An 18499-nucleotide genomic window follows, 5' to 3' on the forward strand; every position below is an offset into this window, starting at 1 on the left:
TGCGGGTTGTCTCTCACCACCTCGCGCAAGGCTGCGTACTCTGCCGGCGCAATTACGGGTGGTCGGCCTGTCCTTGCCATCACATTGTTCCTGTTCAATCAAGGCTGCAGGATTGTATTTTGTTTTTTCTACACCCTCTTGGCGACGCAAGAGAAAGTTACTGCGCCGCCGGGCGCACATCCCGGCTCCCGCCCTCAACCAAGGCATGCCGCCAGCACGACCAGAAAACCGTCACCCACGTCCCCGCACACCGCCCCATTCAACGCGCCACCACCAACCTCAACGACCCCTGATAAAACGCCTGCCTGCGCAAGGCCCCATACCGCGCATCCCAAACCCCCGACACCAGATCCCCCCGCAACGCAGCCACACTCGCATCGACCGATGCAGCCGGCACAACCCCCCACGCCGAACACACCGTGCGCGCAGCCGGCACCAGCAGCATCTCGGGCCGCCCGTAGTACGCCTCGTTGAACCCATCTCGGCAATCCCAGGGAATCGGCACCGGCAACACCTCCACATGCCCGCCCAGCGCCGCAGCGATGCGCTCCATGGCCGGGTAGCGCCGCGCCTCGGCCGCCAGCACCCCGGGTGCATAGTGGGCCAGCCAGAAGTCCTGCACCGCCAGCGGTTCGCAGGTGAGAATGACCACCGCCCCGCGCGCCACGCGCCGCATTTCGCGCAGGCCGGCCTCCACGTCGCTCCACTGGTGGATCGAGAAGGTGCTCATGGCCGCGTCGAACGCGCCATCGGCAAACGGCAGGTGCTCGGCCACGCCGTCCACCGCGGGCGGCAGGTGCGCAGGCCGCTGCTCGCGCATGGACTGCGAGGGCTCGAGCGCAGTCACCGTGCGGCCCGTGGGTTCGTACGACCCGGCCCCGGCGCCGACATTGAGCACGGCGGTGGCCGCCGGGCCCAGGGCCTGCTCGATCAGCGCGGCGATGCGCGGCTCGGGCTGGCGGTAGGCAGCGTAGGTGGTAGCACCACCCACGGCACCGTAGTTGACATCGCCTGCGCTGCCGTCGGCGGACCGGACGATGGTGGCGGGGTTGTTGTGGTTGTCTGCAGGCATGGGCAAAAAGGCCTCCCGGGGATGATCAAGGCCCCCATGCTGGCCCCAGACTGGCACACCGACAAACGAGATTTGCAGCGCCCATGCGTGAGAAGAATGCACACATGGGCCCAGGGGGCGGGCAGCCCCTCAGGCCGGGACCAGCGTGATCCAGTAGCGCGTGCGTGTCACCACCTGCACCGGCAAGGTCTCGCGCAGCATCGCCAGGATGTACTCGGTATCGTTCAGCTGGAAGGCGCCCGAGATGCGCAGCGCCGCCACGGCCGGGTCGCAGCGCACCACCCCCGGGCGGTAGCGCGCCAGCTCGGCCGCGAAGTCGTCCAGCCGCATGCCGTCGGCATACAGCACGCCCTGCGCCCAGGCCAGGGCCTGCTCGCCCAGCGCGGTGGAGGCCTGCACACCGCTGGCCGTAAAGCGGCATTGCGAGCCGGCCTGCAGCACACGCTGCGCGCCGTGGTGCGGCGTGACTTCGACCGCGCCTTCGGCCACGGCCAGGTGCACGGCGCCCTCGTCGAGCAGGCGCACGGCAAAGCGCGTGCCCAGGGCGCGCAGCCAGCCGCCGGGTGTCTCCACGCGAAAGCTGCGCGCGGCGGAATCCTTGGACGTGGTGATGAGCACCTCGCCCACGCGCAGGCGCAGCAGGCGCTCATGGGCGTCGAAGGCCACATCGAGCGCGCTGGCGGTATTGAGCAGCACCTCGGAGCCATCGGCCAGCGTGACGCTGCGCCGCTCGCCCGTGGCGGTGCGGTGCTCGGCCGCCCACTGCTGCCAGGGCATGTGGCGCCAGCCCAGGTATGCCGCCGGTGCCGTGGTGCCCACCAGGGCCAGCACACGCAGCGCAGCGCGGCGGTTCACCGCGGTGCGCTCGGCCTGCGCCAGCACCGGCATCCCCAGGCCCGCAGGCACGGCGCCAAAGGTGCGCGACAGGCGTTCTGCCCGCTGCCAGGCGGCTTCGTTGGCGGCATCCTGCGCGCGCCAGGCGGCCAGGGCCTGCCAGTCGTCTGGGCGGGCCTGGCCGGAGTTCAAACGCACCAGCCACTGCGCGGCCTCGCGCAGGGCGGCACGGCTGGGCGCGGTATCAGGATTGGCGGATGAGGTGGCGCTGCCCATGGCGGATTCACTCCATGGCCAGCAGGCAGCACTCAAAGCCCTGGGCCATGTAGCGCTTGATGGTGCGCTCGCTCACCTGCAGCTGCACGGCGATCTCGGCATAGCCCAGGCCTTCGAGCTGCGACAGCAAAAAGGCCTGCCTTGCCTTGGGCGCGAGGCCGTCGAGCATGGCATCGATCTCGTGCAGGGCTTCGAGCACCAGCGCGCGCTCTTCGGGCGACGGGGCCAGCGGCTCGGGCATCAGGGCCAGGGCATCGGTGTAAGCCTGCTCCAGCGCGCGGCGGCGCCACAGGTCGGAGACCAGGCCCTTGGCAATGGTGGTCAGGTAGGCGCGCGGCTCGCGCAGGCCCTGGAGTGCCTGGGGGCGCAGCAGCACGCGCACAAAGGTGTCCTGCGCCAGGTCGGCCGCCTCGTCCCTGCAGCCCAGCCGCCGCTGCAGCCACGCACGCAGCCAGCCATGGTGGTGGCTGTACAGCGTGTGGGGGTCGTGGTCGGGATGGACCAGGCCGGGGTCAGCGGTGCTCATGCGGCAGGATGGGCAAAGAGAATGGGGGGATGTCGCAGAAATTATAATTGAGAACAATTCTCAATTCATAGCCTCGGTGCCCTTGCAGGCCAAGGGATATGCCCGCAATACACCCTGCATGCCATTCGATCTGAAACGCTATGAGTCCGCCGGCTACGGCGTGGTGACCGATGCCGTGCCCGCCCGCCTTCTCGCCGCCATGGATGCATGGCTGGCCAGCGCCGAGGCGGCGGCACGCCAATGCAGCGCGGAGGAGCAGGCGCGCGATCTGGTGTTCGAGAAGGACCTCTCTGACGCGGGGCGCAACGGCATCCCTGCCACCGAGGTGGGCGATGCCATTTTCATCCTGGGCGACCTGTGCCGCTATGCGCCGCAGTTCAGCGCCCTGCTGCAGTTACCGGCGCTGGTCGATGCCTGCGCACAGGCCCTGGGTAACGCCGATCTGGTCGCGCATTTCATGAACGCGACCAGCAAACACCCGGGCTTTGGCCGGGGCATCGGCTGGCACCGGGATTTCCCCAACGCGTACCTGAGCGGCGCCGACTCGCGCTTTCTGCGCGTGATGGTGTGCCTGGATGGCATGGCCGAGCATGGCGGGGCCACGCGCTTCATTGCCGGCAGCCACCGCGTGGACGACAGCTATGCGGCGCAAGAGGAGCGCGGCGGCGCCAGACACCGCTATGGCGCACACCATGGCGTGGCGGCGGAATGCGCGCCGGGCGATCTGGTGCTGATCCACCCCAAGGTGGTCCATGGCGGCCCCGCCAACACCAGCGCCCTGCCCCGGCGCAATGTCATCGTTCAGGTGGGTGTGGCTGGAATGGAATTGGTCGGTGAGCGGGAGACAGTGACGGGCTGGCCAGTGGCCTTTCCACCTCAGCCCGCAGCTTCTTCATCCAGCTGAAACAGGCTGGTCGCCACCAGGTCCAGCACCGCCGCCCCGTCCTGGTTGGCCAGCTCCCAACGCCAGCGCAGAATGCCCAGGCCGGGCTTGCTGGTGGAGCGACGCACCTCCTGCACCGTGGCGGTGAGCACCAGTTGGTCGCCCGGGCGCACCGGGTGCGGCCAGCGGATGTACTCGATGCCCGGCGAGGCAAAGGATTCGGAGCCGTGCAGCGCCTTGTCCGCCACCAGCCGCATGGCGATGGCGCAGGTGTGCCAGCCGCTGGCGATGAGGCCGCCAAAGCGGCCCTCCTGCGCGGCGGCCGGGTCGGTGTGGAACCACTGTGGGTCGTAGGACCTGGCGAAGGTGAGCACCTCGTCTTCGGTCACGGTGTAGGGCCCGGCCGTGAGGACCTGGCCGGCATGGAATTCGGCGAACTTCATGACTGGTCTCCCCCGAAGTTCGCGGGCCGCTTGGCGTTGAGTGCAGCAAAGCCTTCGCGCGCATCACGGCCGGCAAAGCCCAGCATCTCCAGCGCCAGCGAATGCTCGAAGGCCGGCCAGGCCGCGCGCAGCCAGTGGTTCAGGCTGCGCTTGGTGAAGGCCAGCGCCGTGGGGCTGCCGCGTGCGAGTTCTTGCGCGATCTGCAGGGCCCGAGTGTCCAGCTCTTCATCGGCCACGGCCAGGCTGACGAGGCCGATGCGTTCGGCTTCCTTGCCTGAGATGGTGTTGCACAGCAGCAGGTGGTACTTGGCCCGGGCCATGCCGCACAGCAGCGGCCAGAGCACGGCGGCATGGTCGCCAGCGGCCACGCCCAGGCGGGTGTGGCCATCGATGATCTTGGCGCGCTGGCCGGCCACGGTGATGTCGGCCATCAGCGCCACCGCAGCCCCTGCGCCCACGGCCGCGCCGTTGATGGCCGAGACGATGGGCAGATCGCAGTCCATCATGCCCTGCACGATGGCGCGGGCCTCCTGCATGGTGCGCAGACGGGCCTCCTGGCTGTGGAGCATCGCCGTCACCAGCTCGGGTGAGCCGCCCGCGCAAAAGCCTTTGCCCTCGCTGCGCACCAAGATGCTGCGCACGCCCGGCGTGGCCTGCAGGCGGGCCCAGATGGTGCCCAGGTGCGCATGCCCCTGCACGTCGGTGAAGGGCATGCCGCCCGCGGGGCCGAAGATGACGTGCGCCACGCCGTCGTCGGCAATGCGCACCTGCAGGTGGGGACCGAGGTCCCAGGGTGGGGCTTGCGGGTCTTGCATGGGGTGGTGTCTCCTGTGGTGTTCTGGTGCGGTGAAGCAGCTTACACGCTGCGGCCTCGGCAAGAGCCAGCGCCCGACCGTCAGGGAGGCGGTATCTGGCCGGCCAGGGCATCCCGGACCAGCGAGCGGCAGAAGTCGCGCACGACCTGCAGGGCCGGTGACTCTGCGCGCCCCTTGAGCGTGACAAATGCGAACTGCGCCTGCAGCTTCGCATCGGGCGTGGGCATGAGTTCATGCAGGCCGCCCTCGGCCAGTTGCGCGCGGGCCGCTGCCACCACGCCGAGGAACACCGCGTCGGTCGCGGCCACGGTGCGCAGCAAGGCACCGACGTCTTCCGAGGCGGCCTGGATCCAGGGCTGGGGGTGGGCGCGCTCCCCATAGCGTTCGATCAGCGTACGCGCGGCATCGTCGCTCACCTGCGTGCACACCAGGGGGTAGGCCCGCAGGTCCTCGAAGCGCAGACGGGGGCGCTGCGCAAGCGGGTGCCTCGTCCGGCAGACGAAGCCGGAGCGCAGCGCCGGCAGAACCTCGAACTGCAGGTCGTCCACCGGAGGCAGCGCCCGGTAGGTGATGACCAGGCCATCGGCCTGGCGCGCGCGCAACTGCGCTATCTGCAGCTCGGGCGCCCCGCCCAGCAGGCGCAACTGGACCTGTGGGTGCGAGCGCAGCAGATGCGTCATGAGCGGCGCGGCGAACAGCGCCCCAGGCGCAGACCCCATGCCCAGGGCGATGGTGCCGGCCGCCCCGCCCGCCATCAGCGTGGCGGCACGCCGCAGTTCTGCCGCCTCCTGCACGATGTGGCGCGCCCGGGCCAGCACCTGGGTGCCGAGCGGCGTGAGTTCGTTGCTCTTGCCGATGCGGTCCACCAGGGGCATGCCGAGTTCCTGCTCCAGCATCTGGATGCTGCGCGACAGCGCGGACTGGGTTACATGCACCACCTCCGAGGCACGGCTGAACGAGCGCGTGTCGGCCAGTGCGACGAAATGGTGGAGCTGCTGCAGGTTCATGGACTTCAATTATTCACAAAACTCATGCAAATCACAAAAACAACCCATTGGACGACTGGACTACAAGCCCGAAGAATGCGTCTGCATCCATTTCCCCAAGGAGTTTCCCCATGCACCATCCCTGTCGCCGCGCCATCGCCGGCATTGTTTGCAGCCTGCTGCTCGCCCCGCTGGGCGCGCAACCGCGCGAAGGGGCGTTCACGCAGCCCGTTTCGCTGATGGTTCCCTACCCCGCGGGCTCGGCCAGCGACTTCACCGCACGCACCATGCAGGAGCCGCTGGCACACCAGTTGGGCGTACCCGTGGTAGTGGAGAACCTGGGCGGCGCCGCCGGCGCCATTGCCGCCAACAAGGTGCTGGCGGCGGCGGCCGACGGCCAGCAGCTGTTCCAGGGCTCGCCCAACGAGCTGATCCTTTCGGGCCTGGTCAACAAGGGCGTGAAGTACCAGCCGGACGATTTCCGCATGGTGGCGCCGGTGGCCATCTCGCACCTGGTGGTGATCGCGCAGGCCCGCCTGCCCGCAGACAATCTGGACCAGCTGGCCGAGCTCGCGCGGGCACGCCGCAGCGAGCCGTTGAACTACGGCTCTTCGGGCCCGGGCACGATGTACCACTTGCTGGGCGAACTGGCTTCGCGGCGCGTGGGTGCCCCCATGACGCATGTACCCTACAAGGGCGGTGCGCCGCTGATGCAGGACCTGATCGGCGGGCTGATCGATTTCGCCTTCGTGCCCTACCAGAGCAGCTATGCCGACCTGGCCAGGCAGGGTCGGATCAAGGTCATAGGCTCGTTGGCCGACGCACGCCTGCCCGCGCCGTTCCAGAACGTGCAGAGCTACCGCGATACCCAGAACTTCAAGGATTTTTCCTTCAGCATCTGGACCGGCTACCTGGTCAAGCGCGGCACGCCGCAACGTGCGGTGGAACAACACGCCGCCGCCTTGCAAGCAGCCTTGAAACTGCCCCAGGTGCGCAGCCCGCTGGAAGCCCAGGCCAAAACGCTGTTTGCCCCCATGTCGCTGGAACAGGCAGCGACCTTCTACCGAAATGAGACCGCCCGCTACCGCGAGCTGGTGAAAACCGTGGGGTTCGAGCCGCAATGAACACCAACACCCCCCTCCCGGCCAGCGGTGCACTGGCCGAGGTGCAGCGGCACCTGCTTGATGGCAAGGCCGCCACCATCGCCTGGCTCGAAAGCTACCTGCGCCTGCAGAGCGTGAGCGCCGACCCGGCCCATGGCCCGGACATGGCGGCCACGCGCGCCTTCCTTGTCGAGCGCCTGCACGCCATGGGCCTGGCGGATGTGCAGTTGCTCGATGCAGGCGGCGAGGCAGCGGTGTTCGGCCAATGGCTCGGCGCGCCGGGCCGGCCCACGCTGCTCATCTATGCGCACTACGACGTGCAGCCGCCGGAACCGCTCGCGCTTTGGCGCACGCCGCCGTTCGAGCCCACCACCGTGGGCGACCGCATCTATGCGCGCGGCGCCTCCGATGTGAAGGGAGCCACTGCCATCGCCCTGGCCGTGGTCGAGAGCTTCCTGCGCGTGCACGGCGGCTGCCCGGTGAACATCAAGGTCTTTCTGGAAGGGGAGGAGGAGACCGGCAGCCCCTCGCTGCGCGCGCTGGCCCTGCGCCATGCTGCGCTGCTGCGTGCCGATGCCGTGCTGTCGGCCGATGGCGGGCGCGCCAGCGCCCTGGTGCCCACGGTCAACACCGGCGCGCGCGGCAACGCCCAGTTGGAGGTGCGGCTGCGCACTGCGGACAAGGACCTGCATTCGGGCCGCTACGGCGGTGCCGTGCGCAATGCGCTGCACGAAGCCGCCCGCCTGGTGGCCTCGCTGCACCGGGCCGATGGCAGTGTGGCAGTGCCAGGCTTCTTTGCGGGCGTCAGGGCGCCCGGCGAACGCGAACGTGCCGACACGGCGGCCTTTCCCTACGATGAAGCGGCCTTCTTTGCCGATGTGGGTGCCCTACCGCATGGCGAAGCGGGCTACAGCGCGCGCGAGCGCATCACCTTGCGCCCCGCGCTCGATGTCAACGGGCTGTACGGCGGCCACACGGGGGCGGGTGGCAAGACCATCGTGCCCTGCGAAGCCGTCGTCAAGCTCACCGTCCGTGTAGTCACAGGCCAAGACCCCGCCCAGGTGATACACGCCGTGGCAGAGCACCTGCAGGCGCTGACCCCGCCCGGATGCTCGCTGGAGGTGACGGCCCTGCACGAAGGCTCGCCCGCATCCACGCTGGCGCCAGAGCACCCGCTGGTGCGCGCCGCAGAAACGGTGCTGGCGCAGGCCTCGGGCATGCGGCCCATCCACGTGCGGCTGGGGGCCAGCGTGCCCATCACCTCCCTCTTCAAGGAGACGCTGGGCATGGACACGCTGATGTTTGGCTACAACCTGCCCGACGAGGATGTGCATGCCCCCAACGAGTTCTTTCGGCTGTCTTCGATCCATGACGGCCTGATGGCCTGGTCGTCCCTGCTCCATGAGCTGGGCCATTTCTCCGCAGCCGACTTCCCTCTTGCCACCACACCCACCCAGGAGATTTAGCATGCCCTCATTCCACACGGCCCTTGCGGCCTGCATGGCCTTGTGCCTGGCCCTGACCGGCTGCGGCGGCGGTTCGGACGCGCCCGCCGACCCCGGCCTGGCACGCACCAGCGAAGGCCTGGTGCGCGGCCAGGCCGCCGGTGAGCTTGTTTCGTTTCTCGGCATTCCCTACGCGGCCCAGCCTGTGGGCGCATTGCGCTGGGCACCCACGGCGGCCGCACCCGCCCGCACGGACACCTTGAAGGCCGAGCGCATGGGCCCCTCGTGCCCACAGAGCGGTCCGGGTGCGGACACGGCCACGGACGAGGCCTGCCTGTACCTCAACGTATGGAAGCCCGCAGGGGCCGCACCGGGCGCCAAACTGCCCGTGCTGGTCTTCATGCACGGTGGCGCCTTCGTGCTCGGCTCGGGTGCCCAGACCGACCTGCGCGAGATCAGCCGGCGCCAGGTGGTCACGGTGAGCTTCAACTACCGGCTGGGCGCTCTGGGCTACCTTGCCAACCCGGCGCTGCGCGCGGCGAACAAGGACGGCAGCATGGGCAACTTCGCGCTCATGGATGCCATCGCCGCACTCCAGTGGGTGCGCCGCAACATCGAGGCCTTTGGCGGCGACGCCGGCAACATCACGCTGTGGGGGCTGTCGGCCGGCGCGACGCAGACCTTCTCGCTGCTGCATTCCCCCAAGGCACGGGGCCTGTTCCACCGCGCCATGATGCAAAGCGGTGGCGGGGCGGAGTATTCCAACCTCAGCGCCGACGCGGCCACTGCGGTGGGCGATGCAGCCGTCAAGGCGCTGGGATGCGCGGGCGCGAGCGACCAGGTAGCCTGCCTGCGCGCCCTGCCCGTCGCGGCCATCCTGGCCGCACAGGGGGCGGGCAAGTGGCGGCCCACGGTGGACGGCCAGGTACTGACCCAGGTTCCGCTGCGTGCCTTCGCCACAGGGGACTTCAACCGCGTGCCGGTGATGGTAGGCGGGGTGTACGACGAGGGCACGCTGTTCTCCGATCCCGGCATGAGCGCGGCGGTGTACCCGCTTGCGCTGCGCTCCCTGGTACCGCCGGGCTTCGACACGGCACAGATCGATGCAGCCTATGCCCTGTCGCGCTTTTCCTCGCCAGGCCAGGGCTTTGCCCGGGCCACGGGGGATGCGATGTACGCCTGCGGCAACAGCGTACAGCGCAGCACGCTGTCCGCCTGGGTGCCGGTGTTCGGCTGGGAGATGACCGATCCGGCGATGTCGTTCCCGGCACAGCCCAAGGCCTACTACTACGGCAGCTCGCATGGCATGGATGCCATGTACTGGGCCGGTGGCGTGGACTTCCTGCCCAGCTACCCGTTTCTCGACGCGGCCGTGGCCGCCGAGGTCACGAGCCCGTCGGCGCTCGCGCAGCGCAAGGCCTTGAGCGAGCGCATGCTGGGCCACCTGGTCAACTTCATGCGCATGGGTGATCCCAATGGCGCACCCGGTTCTGCCGCCCCGGCCTGGCCACGCTTTGCCGGCGCCACCGAGCGCCACCTCATGCACTTCACGCTGCCGCAAAGCCGCGTGTCCAATGGCGAGTTCGAGGCGTCGCACCAGTGTGCACTGTGGCCCGTCATCTGAGCAGCCTCCATTGCAGGACCCGATGGCCTCATGTCCGGCGCGAAGCCATCGTGGACTGGAAGAACGAGCGCAAGCACGAAGCAAAGTGGCTCTCATGCGTGTTGCGCGCCGCCAACCAGGCTCGCAGTAGGTCGCGGCGAAACAGAATGTCCGGCTTGAAGGCTACTGCCAGCCGGGCAGCCGCATGGTGCGCACAAGGCAGGTGGCGGCGGCGTGCGATGTCTCCAACACCATGGTACGGCCATCGCCGCCAACCAGGCTTCATCGGGCCTGGACATGTGGGTGCGGCACACCTTCCGATACGGATTTGCATTTGATCGTATAGCGAGGCGAAAGCCGCTGACCGTGCTACAGCACGGCAAGGAAACCCAACTATCGCTTGCGGTTAAAGGCAAATCCGTATGAGCAGGGTTTGCCGGCGGGCCAGCCTGGCCGCAAGGAGTGGATGACGGCACAATAAGCCAGCACCAGCCGCATTCCCCCCCAACCCATGGCCCGTACCCCAGCCCCATCCCTGGCAAGGCACCTGCTGCCTGCAACCGCCGTGCTCGTCCTGTGCGTCGGCATCGCCCATGCTGCCGACGTGCCCCCGGACATCCTGGAACTGCGCACCCGCTGCGTCGCCGGCACGGCCGGCATCGACCTGGTGTTCGAGCTGCGCAACCGCAGCGAGCGCACGGTCTGGGTGTCGGCCGATACGGCGCCGTGGACGCCCTCTTCGCGCAGCCTGCGCATCACGGCAGAACGCCAGGGCGCGAATGCGCAGCGGCTCCAGGGGCCGGTTGTGGCAACGGCCCCTACCCCATCAGGTTCGGCCCGGGTACCGCCCTCGGGCCATGCCGATGGCATGGTGCCGCTATCGCGCCTCTTCCCTGAACTGGCGCAGGCCGCGCAGCAAGCGCCCGTGCGCATCCACTGGACCTGGCAGGGCCTGGTCAGCGATTCGGGCACGGCCGGGGCCTGGGGGGTGACGGGGCGGTTCGAGGGAGAGGCGACTGTGCAGGGTGGCGGGTGTTCGATGGTGAATGCCCGGCGGGTCTGACCGGCACACAGTTCCCCACTGCAGGGCAGTTCAGGCAGACGCCTCGATCAGCTCGCGGGCCCCGCGCAGCACCAGCCCCTGGCCCAGGCGTCCGGCGCGGTAGGCCGCGATGAGGGCCTGCTCGGTGCCCAGCGCCCGCAGCCCTGCGCCGATCTCGGTGGCCAGCAGGTCCAGCAGCAGCGGGTAGGCCGCAGGCTGCCCTGGGTTGTCGAGCGCGCTGGCGGCCAGGATCAACTCCCGGTGCGCAGGGAACAGCCTCTCCAGGCGAAAGTACATGTGGGTCTTTTCCACCCGCTCCACCGGCGCCGGGTCCAGCCGGTGCAGGCAAAAGCCGGCATTGATGAACCACTGGTCGCCAAAGCCTTTCTCTGCGTTGACCAGCACCGTCGCGCCCTCGCCCGGCGCATGCAGGGCATGGCGCTGCTTGGCAAAGCCTGCGCGCTGGAGGGCGCCGTAAACGCCGCGTTTGTATTCGGTGCCCGTCATGGCCTGGCTTCGCGGATCACCTCCCGCACCCGCATCAGCGCAAAGCCCAACAGATTGCTGCCCTGCCACTGCGCCGGCTGCAAGGCGCGCGGGTCATCGCCGGCCAGGCCGATGCCCCAGACCCGGTCCACAGGGCTGGCCTCGACCAGTACGCGGTCGCCGGTGGTGCGCAGGAACTCGCCCATGGCGGGGTACTGCGTGAACTTGGCGACATTGCCTTCGACCACGGCATCGAAGCCGCGCGCCTCCCAGCGCGCATTGTCGAAACCCGCGACCTCGCGGCCGAGCTTCTTGGCGTGGGCGGGGGTGGGCGCGGAGAGGATCTTGTCCAGCGTGGCTTCATCGCCGAAGAGGCGGGCCTTCTCGGCCATCATGTAGTGTTCGGCGGTGGCGTAGTGGATGCCGTTCAGGATGAACGGCGCCTCGAACCATTGGCTGAAACAGGTCTTGCCGATGGCGCCGTCCTTGCGGGGCTGGTGGCCCCAGAAGAAGAGGTACTGCGGCTCCAGGCCCTGGGCGATCTGCGCGATGAGTTGTTGGGTGTGGTGTTCGGGTCGCATATTGTTTTCGTTCGTCATTCAAGTGGGAATCGGTCAGCGCAGCAAGGCCTCGTACAGCGCCAGGTCGCGTGCCGAGAAGCAGCAGAAGCTGATCTCCAGCGGTGCATCGCCCGCGGCCTCACGGCAGGCCTCCACCGCGATCTGCGCGGCAGCCTGCGCGGGGTAGCCATAGGCCCCCGTGCTGATGCAGGGGAAGGCGATGGACTGAACACCCTGCAACTGCTGCAGCGCGAGGGCGATGCAGGCGCGGTAGCAGGCGGCGAGCAACTCGGCCTCGTTGCGGTTACCGCCGTACCAGACGGGGCCCACGGTGTGGATCACGTACCTGGCAGGCAGGCGAAAGCCCGGCGTGGCCTTGGCCTGGCCGACCTTGCAGCCGTTGAGCGGGCGGCAGGCCTGCAGCAGCTCGGGGCCCGCCGCACGGTGGATGGCGCCGTCCACCCCGCCCCCGCCCAGCAGCGAGGTGTTGGCGGCGTTGACGATGGCGTCCACCGGCAGCCTGGTGATGTCGCCTTGCAGGGCCTTGAACGTTGCCATGGCGGTAGCCTCCTTGAAAATTGCTTGACTTAGTTTATTCGTTGAACTTATGATAGTTTCACAACAGCACTAAGTCAACATCCCAGCTGTTGCAAACGGTGCATGCAAGGCACCGAGAGGATCACAACAACAACAAGAAGAAAGGAAAGCTTCCATGAACAACAACAACAACAACGAACAAAGCAAGCGCATCGTCTCCACCAGCAAGTTCCTGAGCCTGGTGCTGCGCCATGAACCCGGCCGAGCCGGCCTCACCCTGGGCGAAGGCGGCTGGGTTGCGGTGGCGGACCTGCTGGCCGGCTGCGAGCGCGCGGGCAAGCGCATCGGCCCTGCCCTGCTGCGCGAGGTGGTGGCCAGCAATGACAAGCAGCGCTTTGCCTTCAGCGACGATGGCCTGCGCATCCGCGCCAACCAGGGGCATTCGGTCGATGTGGACCTGGGCCTGGTGCCGCAAGTGCCGCCGGACCGGCTCTACCACGGCACGGCATCGCGTTTCCTGAAATCCATCCTCGCGCAAGGCCTGCTGCGCGGCAGCCGCCACCATGTGCATCTGACCGAGAAGCAGGACGTTGCCGTGTCCGTCGGTACGCGCCATGGGGTGCCCGTGGTGCTGGTGGTGGATGCCCTGCGCATGCAGCGCGACGGGCATGCGTTCTACCGCTCGGACAACGGGGTGTGGCTGACGGATCGGGTGGGCGTGGAATACCTCGCGCAGTTGGAGGGCAAGGCATGAAGCTGCCTACTGAGTTGCATAGTATTCAGGACGCCGGGTGGCCTGCCTCGGGCGAGCACATCCTGGCGCACTTCGACGATGAGAGCATCGTTGTCTACCAGGCGTACCGGCCTGAGACGGCACTGTATGCGCTACAGCACGGCCACTTCGGTGGCCCGACCTACAGCTTCAACCGCATGAGCTGGATCAAACCCAATTTCCTGTGGATGATGTACCGCTGCGGCTGGGCGACCAAGCCCGGGCAGGAGATGGTGCTGGGCCTGCGCATCCGCCGCAGGTTTTTCGACCAGGCACTGGCCAGCGCAGTGGCATCGACCTGGCGACCCGCGCAGTACCCCACCCGCGAGGAATGGAAGGCTGCGGTCGAAGCATCGGACGTGCGACTGCAATGGGACCCCGACCATGATCCGCTGGGGGCGCCCCTGGAACGCAGGGCCGTTCAGTTGGGCCTGCGCGGGTCGACGCTCAAGGCCTTTGCCACCGACGAGTTGCTCGAAGTGATCGACATGGCGCCCTTCGTGCATGCGCAGCGGCCGTTGGCGCTGGCGCGGAACGGCGGGATGCGCATGCCGGTGGAGCGGATCTATGGGCCGGCATGAGAACGCGCCGTGACCTCGTTCTCTTCCACACCGGCAATCACGGCCACCCGATGCCTTGCCCAGAAGGTTTGGTCCTACTAGCGGTACGTATCCACCGCCGACAGCCCATGGAATGACAGCCCCGTGCGCTCTTCAATGGCGGCGATGGGGGTCTGCTGGTAGTTACCGAAGTCGATCTCCTCGGTGATCGGTCCATGCGCGCGGATCTCATCGGACTGGTCCAGGATGAAGCCCGCGGCCTGGAGCAGGCCGCCCTCGACCCAAGCCACGACCTTCCAGAAACTGGTGGGCACGCGCATGCCCTTGCGGCGCTGGGCCAGGGGAACGCCGGCCTTGAGTTCGTTGAAGAACTTGTCTTCCACATCGAAGATGGGGCCTGCGAAGTACGACACCTTGTGGCCCGCCTGCAGGTGCTCCGAGACCAGGTCTTCCAGGTCGCCCCACTCCACGTTGTTGAAGTTGCCGATCATGGGCGTGGCATTGGTGATGACGAAGGAGTGCTTGTCTGCCAGGTCCAGCTGGGCCTGGTCCTCGCCCTGCACGGCATCTTCACGCTTGAAGAGGTGGCCGCGCTGCATGGCGTTGCTGAAGATCGCATCGTCGGGCTGGTACTTGTCGTCCATGCGCGGGTCGAAGGTCCAGGCCGGCCGCTTGGGCATGGGCCCGTCCATCACGTTCTTCCACAGCAGCTGGCCGTCCACATTGGCCGCCGCGAAGATCGCGGTGCGGCGCCGGGCATGCATGAAGACGCTGTAGTTGCGGTACCTGAGTTCGCGCTCGTCGCTGTCGATCAGCGGCGCCGTGGCGCGGCCCACCTCATAGGACATTTGCGCCAGCGGCACCTCGAAGCCCTCCCCCAGGAAGTGGGGGTCGTAGCCTGCAGCGCCCGCGAAGAAGGCCTGCGGCCGGCGCACCAGCTTCTCCTCGGTGCTGCCCGATGCATCGGACAACGGCTGGGGAATTCCCAGCACCGCAGTGGGCATCTGCACCGGCCCGGTCAGCGGGTCCCGCGCCACGGCGCGGATGCGCGCAAGGATCGCCTGCGCAGGCGCGGCGTCGACGCCCGGCGCGGCCGCCTTGTCCTTGAGCGAGGCAAAGATGCGGCTGACACGGGTGCCTTCGTTGGTCACATAGTCGATGGAGGCCCTGGAGTCACCCTGTCGCGCAGGTGTGCCATCCTTGCGCATGACCGTGGGCTTGCCGTCCACCACGGTGACTTTGGGCACCCCGCCACGGTGCAGGGCGACCACAAACCATTCGTCCGTGCAGACAGGGGAGCCCGACGAGCCGCGCAGGGTGTCCGAGCCGTAATAGAGCGAGTTCTGGTCGGCGCTGCCGGCGATGCGGTCCTTGGGTGGCTCCATGAAGTAGTTGTCGCGGATGGCGATCTTCTTGCCCTGGCCCAGCGGATGCTGCAGGATGTTGGCGGCCTGGCGCCGGTTGGGGTCGACCTTGCCGGTCTCTTCAAAGAGCCGCAGGTAGCCGAAGTCGGCCAGCGGCTCGCCCTGCCCGGTGGCTGGTGCCACGGCCACGAAGGCATAGTCCAGGTCCTGGTCTGCCACAAACAGCTCGTTCGGGTTCAGGTCGAACAGCTTGGGGGTGCGGGGCTTGCCGTCCAGCCCGTCTTCGTAGTCGAACGACACGAAGGAGGCCACGGCGTAGTCCACCGACTTGAGCACATGCCAATTGGTCAACAGCAGCCCGGGCGCCACGAGGAAGCCCGTGGCATCGCCCTCCTCGTCGACCACGCCACGCACCGTGATCTTGCCGACCGCGCGCGCAGCCAGCAGGGCGATGTGCAGGTAGCGGATGGGGCGCAGGTCGTTGTCACCAAAAGCGATTTCCTGGCCGGCCACGTCGGCGGCCAGCAACGGGGGCAATTGCGCAGGCGGCGCATCGGGAACCGGGGGTTCCGCCAGCCGCGCCTTGAAGGCGGCATTGGCCAGCACACCCAGGCGATCGGACTTGGAGGTGAACTTGTGCGCATTGGTCACGCCCAGCTTCAGGCGCTCCTGTACGACCTGTTCGATGGGCGCCGCAATCTGCGCCTGCTGAAAGCTCTGGTACCGCTGCGCTGCTGCCTCGAGATCTGCGAGTTGGATGCCCATGCGACCCTCTCTTCTGACGTGGCGCTTTTTTAGCAGTTCTGTGTGACATTGCCATCACAAAATGGCAGGCGGGCCCGCCGCGTGACGCAATTCACACCCCCAAGGCCACAGGCAGGCCGGCATCCTTCACCTGGATGATGCGCAGGGTCCGCAGGCTTTCTACATTCGCTCCCATTGCGACTGCTTGCGTCCTTGCGTGCACCCACCCTCCTCTCCGCCCACACCCCAGCCAACCGCCGATGGCATGGTGGCCGATGCCTTGTTCGACACCGCCCTGTGCCTGAACTGCGGGGCCACCCTCACCGGGCCGTTCTGCGCGCAGTGCGGGCAGAAGAAGGCCGGGCGCATTGGCCGGGCCACGGTGCGCCAGGAGGCCTGGGCGCGGTTTCGCTGGTTTGAATGGGGCGTGGTGCGCAACGCGCTGCGCGTGCTGCCGCAACCGGGCACCATGGCACGCGAGTATGTGCTGGGCATGCGCAAGGACCATCTGCACCCGCTGAGCCTGCTGTGCCTGGCCATCGGCTTCCTGCTGGTGGTGCTGGGACACACTGACTACCTCAAGCCAGAGCTGCCCAGCGAGGCAGCCGCGCGCATGTATGCGCTGGTGGCCAGTTACTCGAAGTGGTCGTTCTCGCTGGGGGCGCTGGCCGCGTTCGCGAGCGCTGCGGTGGTCTTCTGGCGGCGGCGGGGTTACAACGCCGCCGAGCTGCTGGCCTTTGCGCTGGTGTGCCAGGCGGTGTTCATTGCGCTGCAGATCCTGAACCAGCTGCCGCTGGTGCTGGCCCCCTCACCCGGCCTGCTCAAGTGGCACAAGGCCTGGTCGCCGTGGTACATGACGGGGGTGCAGGCGCTGGTCTTCATGGTGGCGCTGTGCCAGTTCTACCTGGTGGACCTGCGGCGCGAGGGCTGGAGGCTGCTGCTGGCCGGCGCGCTGTTTGCCCTGCTCAAGTGGCAAACCACCGCACTGTACGCGCGCGCCGTGGTGGAGCTGGTGCTGTGGCAGATGGGCCTGTGATGCGGATGCGCCTTCCACCGCCCAATGCCGTTGGTTCGCCTTGCCGCGCTGCAGCACGGTCTGCGGTTTCCCGCCTGGTTGTGCGGCCGAACGCGAGGCCGCACGAGGGGAGCGCCGGCCCCATGCGTGGCACGCCCACAACATCATCCATTTGGATGATGCCCACCTCCAGACGCCCGTCATACCATGCCCGGCACAACAATCCAACGACGACGACAAGCGGGAGCAAGGCCTTGACCCACGGGAACTGGCTGGGAGAGCAATTGGGGATGAGCGGGTTCGAGACCCTCATGGCCGAGAGCATGGAGGCCCTGGGCGAGCCCGGCATGGTCGAGCGGCTGCTGCAGCAGCTGGGTGAGCGCCTGGGCAGCCGCAAGGTGGTGCTGTTCTGCCCCCTGCCCGGCACCGATGACCCGCTGGCGGCCTTCCAGTCGGGCATGCCCGACGATTTCCTGTCGCGCTATGCCTCGCTGATCCAGGTGAGCGATGCCTGGAGCGATGCGCTGGAGCGCCAGCATGCCGAGGCCGCCGCGCGGGGCGGGTCATTGAGCCAGCAGCTCATCGGCACGGCCGAGTTGCGCCGTGGCGCCTTCTACGCGGAATACCTGCGCCCGCTGGGCATCGATGCCATGGTCAACAGCGTGGTGGAGAGCTCGCCCGAGGTGGGCGTGCATGTGCTGGCCATGTACAACGAGCTGGGCCAGCCGGAGTTCACGCAGCAGCAGTTTGCCTGGCTGCGGGCCGTGACGCCCTGGGTGCGCAGCCTGCTGCGGGCACAGCGGCGCATGCAGCAGGCGCAGCGCCACGCCGGCGCGCTGGAGCAGACGCTCAACCAGCTGCCACTGGGCGTGCTGCACGCCAACCGCCAGGGCGAGGTGCGCTACCTCAATGACCATGCCCGCACCTGGCTGGGCGTGGAGGATGAATGCCGCGTGCTGCTGCGCCATGCCACGGGCTGGCACAACCGCCAGCCGCTGCGCCTGGCCCAGGTGGATGCCGCCCTGGTGCCGCTCATCGCCGCCAGCCTGGGCACGCGCACACCGGTCTCGCTGCGCCTGCGCACGGCGGGCAACCAGCCCCTGGTGGCGCTGGCGGCGCCGCTCAAGACCGCGCCGGGCGCCATGGGCGAGGCACTGGTGCAATTCATCCTGGTGCCCGAGACACCGCCCCACGCCTCGACTGCGGCCTCCGTCTGCAGCGCGCTCTACGGGCTGACACCGGCCGAGGCCGCCCTGCTGCCCCTGCTGCTGCAGGGCATGACGCCACGCGAAATGGCCGACACCCAGGGCGTGAAGATGCCCACGGTGCGCACCCAGCTGGCCAGCCTGTATGCCAAGACGGGCACGCGCGGCCAGGCCGACCTGGCCCAGCGCGTGCTGCGCGTGGCCGCACTGGTGGCGGCCTAGACAGTG

19 protein-coding genes are annotated in these 18499 nt (G+C 68.1%); 9 read left to right on the forward strand and 10 right to left on the reverse strand.

Features of this window, described 5'->3' with window-relative positions; all coding sequences use genetic code 11:
- Positions 1 to 259: 259 nt before the first annotated feature.
- The 3 genes from HNP48_RS23530 to HNP48_RS23540 form a co-directional block, all read right to left on the reverse strand.
- Positions 260 to 1072, reverse strand: coding sequence for a class I SAM-dependent methyltransferase (locus tag HNP48_RS23530; protein ID WP_184861678.1), 813 nt, complete (start codon positions 1070 to 1072; stop codon positions 260 to 262).
- 129 nt (positions 1073 to 1201) lie between these two features.
- A complete protein-coding gene (locus HNP48_RS23535; RefSeq protein ID WP_184861680.1) occupies positions 1202 to 2182 on the reverse strand; it encodes a FecR domain-containing protein in 981 nt (326 codons plus the stop codon).
- A gap of 7 nt (positions 2183 to 2189) precedes the next feature.
- Positions 2190 to 2708, reverse strand: coding sequence for a sigma-70 family RNA polymerase sigma factor (locus HNP48_RS23540; protein WP_184861682.1), 519 nt, complete (start codon positions 2706 to 2708; stop codon positions 2190 to 2192).
- 118 nt (positions 2709 to 2826) lie between these two features.
- Between HNP48_RS23540 and HNP48_RS23545 the strand changes: the two genes are divergently transcribed.
- The gene (locus HNP48_RS23545; RefSeq protein WP_184861684.1) at positions 2827 to 3612 is read left to right on the forward strand and encodes a phytanoyl-CoA dioxygenase family protein; all 786 of its coding nucleotides are present in this window, start codon (positions 2827 to 2829) and stop codon (positions 3610 to 3612) included.
- Here the strand turns inward: HNP48_RS23545 and HNP48_RS23550 are convergent.
- The 3 genes from HNP48_RS23550 to HNP48_RS23560 all read right to left on the reverse strand — a co-directional run bounded on the left by HNP48_RS23550 (position 3585) and on the right by HNP48_RS23560 (position 5856).
- Positions 3585 to 4034 (reverse strand): MaoC family dehydratase, encoded by a 450-nt coding sequence (locus tag HNP48_RS23550; protein ID WP_184861686.1) that lies wholly within the window; start codon positions 4032 to 4034, stop codon positions 3585 to 3587. The genes HNP48_RS23545 and HNP48_RS23550 overlap by 28 nt on opposite strands.
- On the reverse strand, positions 4031 to 4849 hold the full coding sequence (locus tag HNP48_RS23555) for an enoyl-CoA hydratase/isomerase family protein (RefSeq protein ID WP_184861688.1): 819 nt from the start codon (positions 4847 to 4849) through the stop codon (positions 4031 to 4033). The genes HNP48_RS23550 and HNP48_RS23555 overlap by 4 nt, the downstream gene beginning before the upstream one ends.
- Positions 4850 to 4929: 80 nt before the next feature.
- Complete coding sequence (locus HNP48_RS23560) at positions 4930 to 5856, reverse strand: LysR family transcriptional regulator (RefSeq protein WP_184861690.1); 927 nt, start codon at positions 5854 to 5856, stop codon at positions 4930 to 4932.
- Positions 5857 to 5966: 110 nt separating this feature from the next.
- Between HNP48_RS23560 and HNP48_RS23565 the strand changes: the two genes are divergently transcribed.
- From HNP48_RS23565 to HNP48_RS23580, 4 genes are all read left to right on the forward strand, one after another.
- Entirely contained in the window at positions 5967 to 6959 is a 993-nt protein-coding gene (locus HNP48_RS23565; RefSeq protein ID WP_184861692.1) for a tripartite tricarboxylate transporter substrate binding protein, read from the forward strand.
- Positions 6956 to 8404 (forward strand): M20/M25/M40 family metallo-hydrolase, encoded by a 1449-nt coding sequence (locus tag HNP48_RS23570; protein ID WP_184861694.1) that lies wholly within the window; start codon positions 6956 to 6958, stop codon positions 8402 to 8404. The genes HNP48_RS23565 and HNP48_RS23570 overlap by 4 nt, the downstream gene beginning before the upstream one ends.
- A 1-nt stretch (position 8405) precedes the next feature.
- Positions 8406 to 10007, forward strand: coding sequence for a carboxylesterase/lipase family protein (locus HNP48_RS23575; RefSeq protein WP_184861696.1), 1602 nt, complete (start codon positions 8406 to 8408; stop codon positions 10005 to 10007).
- A gap of 490 nt (positions 10008 to 10497) precedes the next feature.
- Positions 10498 to 11049, forward strand: coding sequence for a hypothetical protein (locus tag HNP48_RS23580; protein ID WP_184861698.1), 552 nt, complete (start codon positions 10498 to 10500; stop codon positions 11047 to 11049).
- Between the two features lie 30 nt (positions 11050 to 11079).
- Here the strand turns inward: HNP48_RS23580 and HNP48_RS23585 are convergent, their stop codons facing one another.
- From HNP48_RS23585 to HNP48_RS23595, 3 genes are read right to left on the reverse strand one after another with little or no spacing between them, the layout of a single operon-like run.
- Positions 11080 to 11535, reverse strand: a complete 456-nt coding sequence (locus HNP48_RS23585; protein ID WP_184861700.1) for a hypothetical protein — start codon at positions 11533 to 11535, stop codon at positions 11080 to 11082.
- The gene (locus HNP48_RS23590) at positions 11532 to 12095 is read right to left on the reverse strand and encodes an NADAR family protein (RefSeq protein ID WP_184861702.1); all 564 of its coding nucleotides are present in this window, start codon (positions 12093 to 12095) and stop codon (positions 11532 to 11534) included. Before HNP48_RS23590 ends, HNP48_RS23585 begins: the two co-directional genes overlap by 4 nt.
- 33 nt (positions 12096 to 12128) lie before the next feature.
- A complete protein-coding gene (locus HNP48_RS23595) occupies positions 12129 to 12632 on the reverse strand; it encodes an O-acetyl-ADP-ribose deacetylase (RefSeq protein WP_184861704.1) in 504 nt (167 codons plus the stop codon).
- Between the two features lie 154 nt (positions 12633 to 12786).
- Here HNP48_RS23595 and HNP48_RS23600 point away from each other — a divergent pair, with 154 nt between their 5' ends.
- The gene (locus HNP48_RS23600) at positions 12787 to 13365 is read left to right on the forward strand and encodes an RNA 2'-phosphotransferase (protein ID WP_184861706.1); all 579 of its coding nucleotides are present in this window, start codon (positions 12787 to 12789) and stop codon (positions 13363 to 13365) included.
- Positions 13362 to 13964 carry a DUF4291 domain-containing protein gene (locus HNP48_RS23605; protein WP_184861708.1) on the forward strand — a complete coding sequence of 201 codons (603 nt, stop codon included), beginning with the start codon at positions 13362 to 13364 and terminating at the stop codon, positions 13962 to 13964. Before HNP48_RS23600 ends, HNP48_RS23605 begins: the two co-directional genes overlap by 4 nt.
- Positions 13965 to 14041: 77 nt before the next feature.
- On the opposite strand, the gene HNP48_RS23610 is transcribed toward HNP48_RS23605, so the two are convergent.
- Positions 14042 to 16072 carry a DNA/RNA non-specific endonuclease gene (locus HNP48_RS23610; protein WP_184861710.1) on the reverse strand — a complete coding sequence of 677 codons (2031 nt, stop codon included), beginning with the start codon at positions 16070 to 16072 and terminating at the stop codon, positions 14042 to 14044.
- 196 nt (positions 16073 to 16268) lie between these two features.
- Here HNP48_RS23610 and HNP48_RS23615 point away from each other — a divergent pair, with 196 nt between their 5' ends.
- A complete protein-coding gene (locus tag HNP48_RS23615; RefSeq protein WP_184861712.1) occupies positions 16269 to 17087 on the forward strand; it encodes a DUF3667 domain-containing protein in 819 nt (272 codons plus the stop codon).
- A 269-nt stretch (positions 17088 to 17356) separates the two neighbouring features.
- Positions 17357 to 18493, forward strand: a complete 1137-nt coding sequence (locus HNP48_RS23620; protein WP_184861713.1) for a helix-turn-helix transcriptional regulator — start codon at positions 17357 to 17359, stop codon at positions 18491 to 18493.
- The last annotated feature ends 6 nt before the right edge of the window (positions 18494 to 18499 follow it).

Source organism: Acidovorax soli, assembly GCF_014207955.1.
Taxonomy (GTDB): Bacteria; Pseudomonadota; Gammaproteobacteria; order Burkholderiales; family Burkholderiaceae_C; genus Acidovorax; species Acidovorax soli_A.

Excerpts from the sequence above, each read along its gene's own strand:
- HNP48_RS23555 (WP_184861688.1), bottom strand. The coding sequence starts at position 4,849 with ATGCAAGACCCGCAAGCCCCACCCTGGGACCTCGGTCCCCACCTGCAG.
- HNP48_RS23580 (WP_184861698.1), top strand. The coding sequence starts at position 10,498 with ATGGCCCGTACCCCAGCCCCATCCCTGGCAAGGCACCTGCTGCCTGCA.
- HNP48_RS23530 (WP_184861678.1), bottom strand. The coding sequence starts at position 1,072 with ATGCCTGCAGACAACCACAACAACCCCGCCACCATCGTCCGGTCCGCC.
- HNP48_RS23560 (WP_184861690.1), bottom strand. The coding sequence starts at position 5,856 with ATGAACCTGCAGCAGCTCCACCATTTCGTCGCACTGGCCGACACGCGC.
- HNP48_RS23565 (WP_184861692.1), top strand. The coding sequence starts at position 5,967 with ATGCACCATCCCTGTCGCCGCGCCATCGCCGGCATTGTTTGCAGCCTG.
- HNP48_RS23605 (WP_184861708.1), top strand. The coding sequence starts at position 13,362 with ATGAAGCTGCCTACTGAGTTGCATAGTATTCAGGACGCCGGGTGGCCT.
- HNP48_RS23595 (WP_184861704.1), bottom strand. The coding sequence starts at position 12,632 with ATGGCAACGTTCAAGGCCCTGCAAGGCGACATCACCAGGCTGCCGGTG.
- HNP48_RS23620 (WP_184861713.1), top strand. The coding sequence starts at position 17,357 with ATGAGCGGGTTCGAGACCCTCATGGCCGAGAGCATGGAGGCCCTGGGC.
- HNP48_RS23570 (WP_184861694.1), top strand. The coding sequence starts at position 6,956 with ATGAACACCAACACCCCCCTCCCGGCCAGCGGTGCACTGGCCGAGGTG.
- HNP48_RS23585 (WP_184861700.1), bottom strand. The coding sequence starts at position 11,535 with ATGACGGGCACCGAATACAAACGCGGCGTTTACGGCGCCCTCCAGCGC.
- HNP48_RS23550 (WP_184861686.1), bottom strand. The coding sequence starts at position 4,034 with ATGAAGTTCGCCGAATTCCATGCCGGCCAGGTCCTCACGGCCGGGCCC.
- HNP48_RS23535 (WP_184861680.1), bottom strand. The coding sequence starts at position 2,182 with ATGGGCAGCGCCACCTCATCCGCCAATCCTGATACCGCGCCCAGCCGT.
- HNP48_RS23575 (WP_184861696.1), top strand. The coding sequence starts at position 8,406 with ATGCCCTCATTCCACACGGCCCTTGCGGCCTGCATGGCCTTGTGCCTG.
- HNP48_RS23540 (WP_184861682.1), bottom strand. The coding sequence starts at position 2,708 with ATGAGCACCGCTGACCCCGGCCTGGTCCATCCCGACCACGACCCCCAC.
- HNP48_RS23590 (WP_184861702.1), bottom strand. The coding sequence starts at position 12,095 with ATGCGACCCGAACACCACACCCAACAACTCATCGCGCAGATCGCCCAG.
- HNP48_RS23545 (WP_184861684.1), top strand. The coding sequence starts at position 2,827 with ATGCCATTCGATCTGAAACGCTATGAGTCCGCCGGCTACGGCGTGGTG.
- HNP48_RS23610 (WP_184861710.1), bottom strand. The coding sequence starts at position 16,072 with ATGGGCATCCAACTCGCAGATCTCGAGGCAGCAGCGCAGCGGTACCAG.
- HNP48_RS23600 (WP_184861706.1), top strand. The coding sequence starts at position 12,787 with ATGAACAACAACAACAACAACGAACAAAGCAAGCGCATCGTCTCCACC.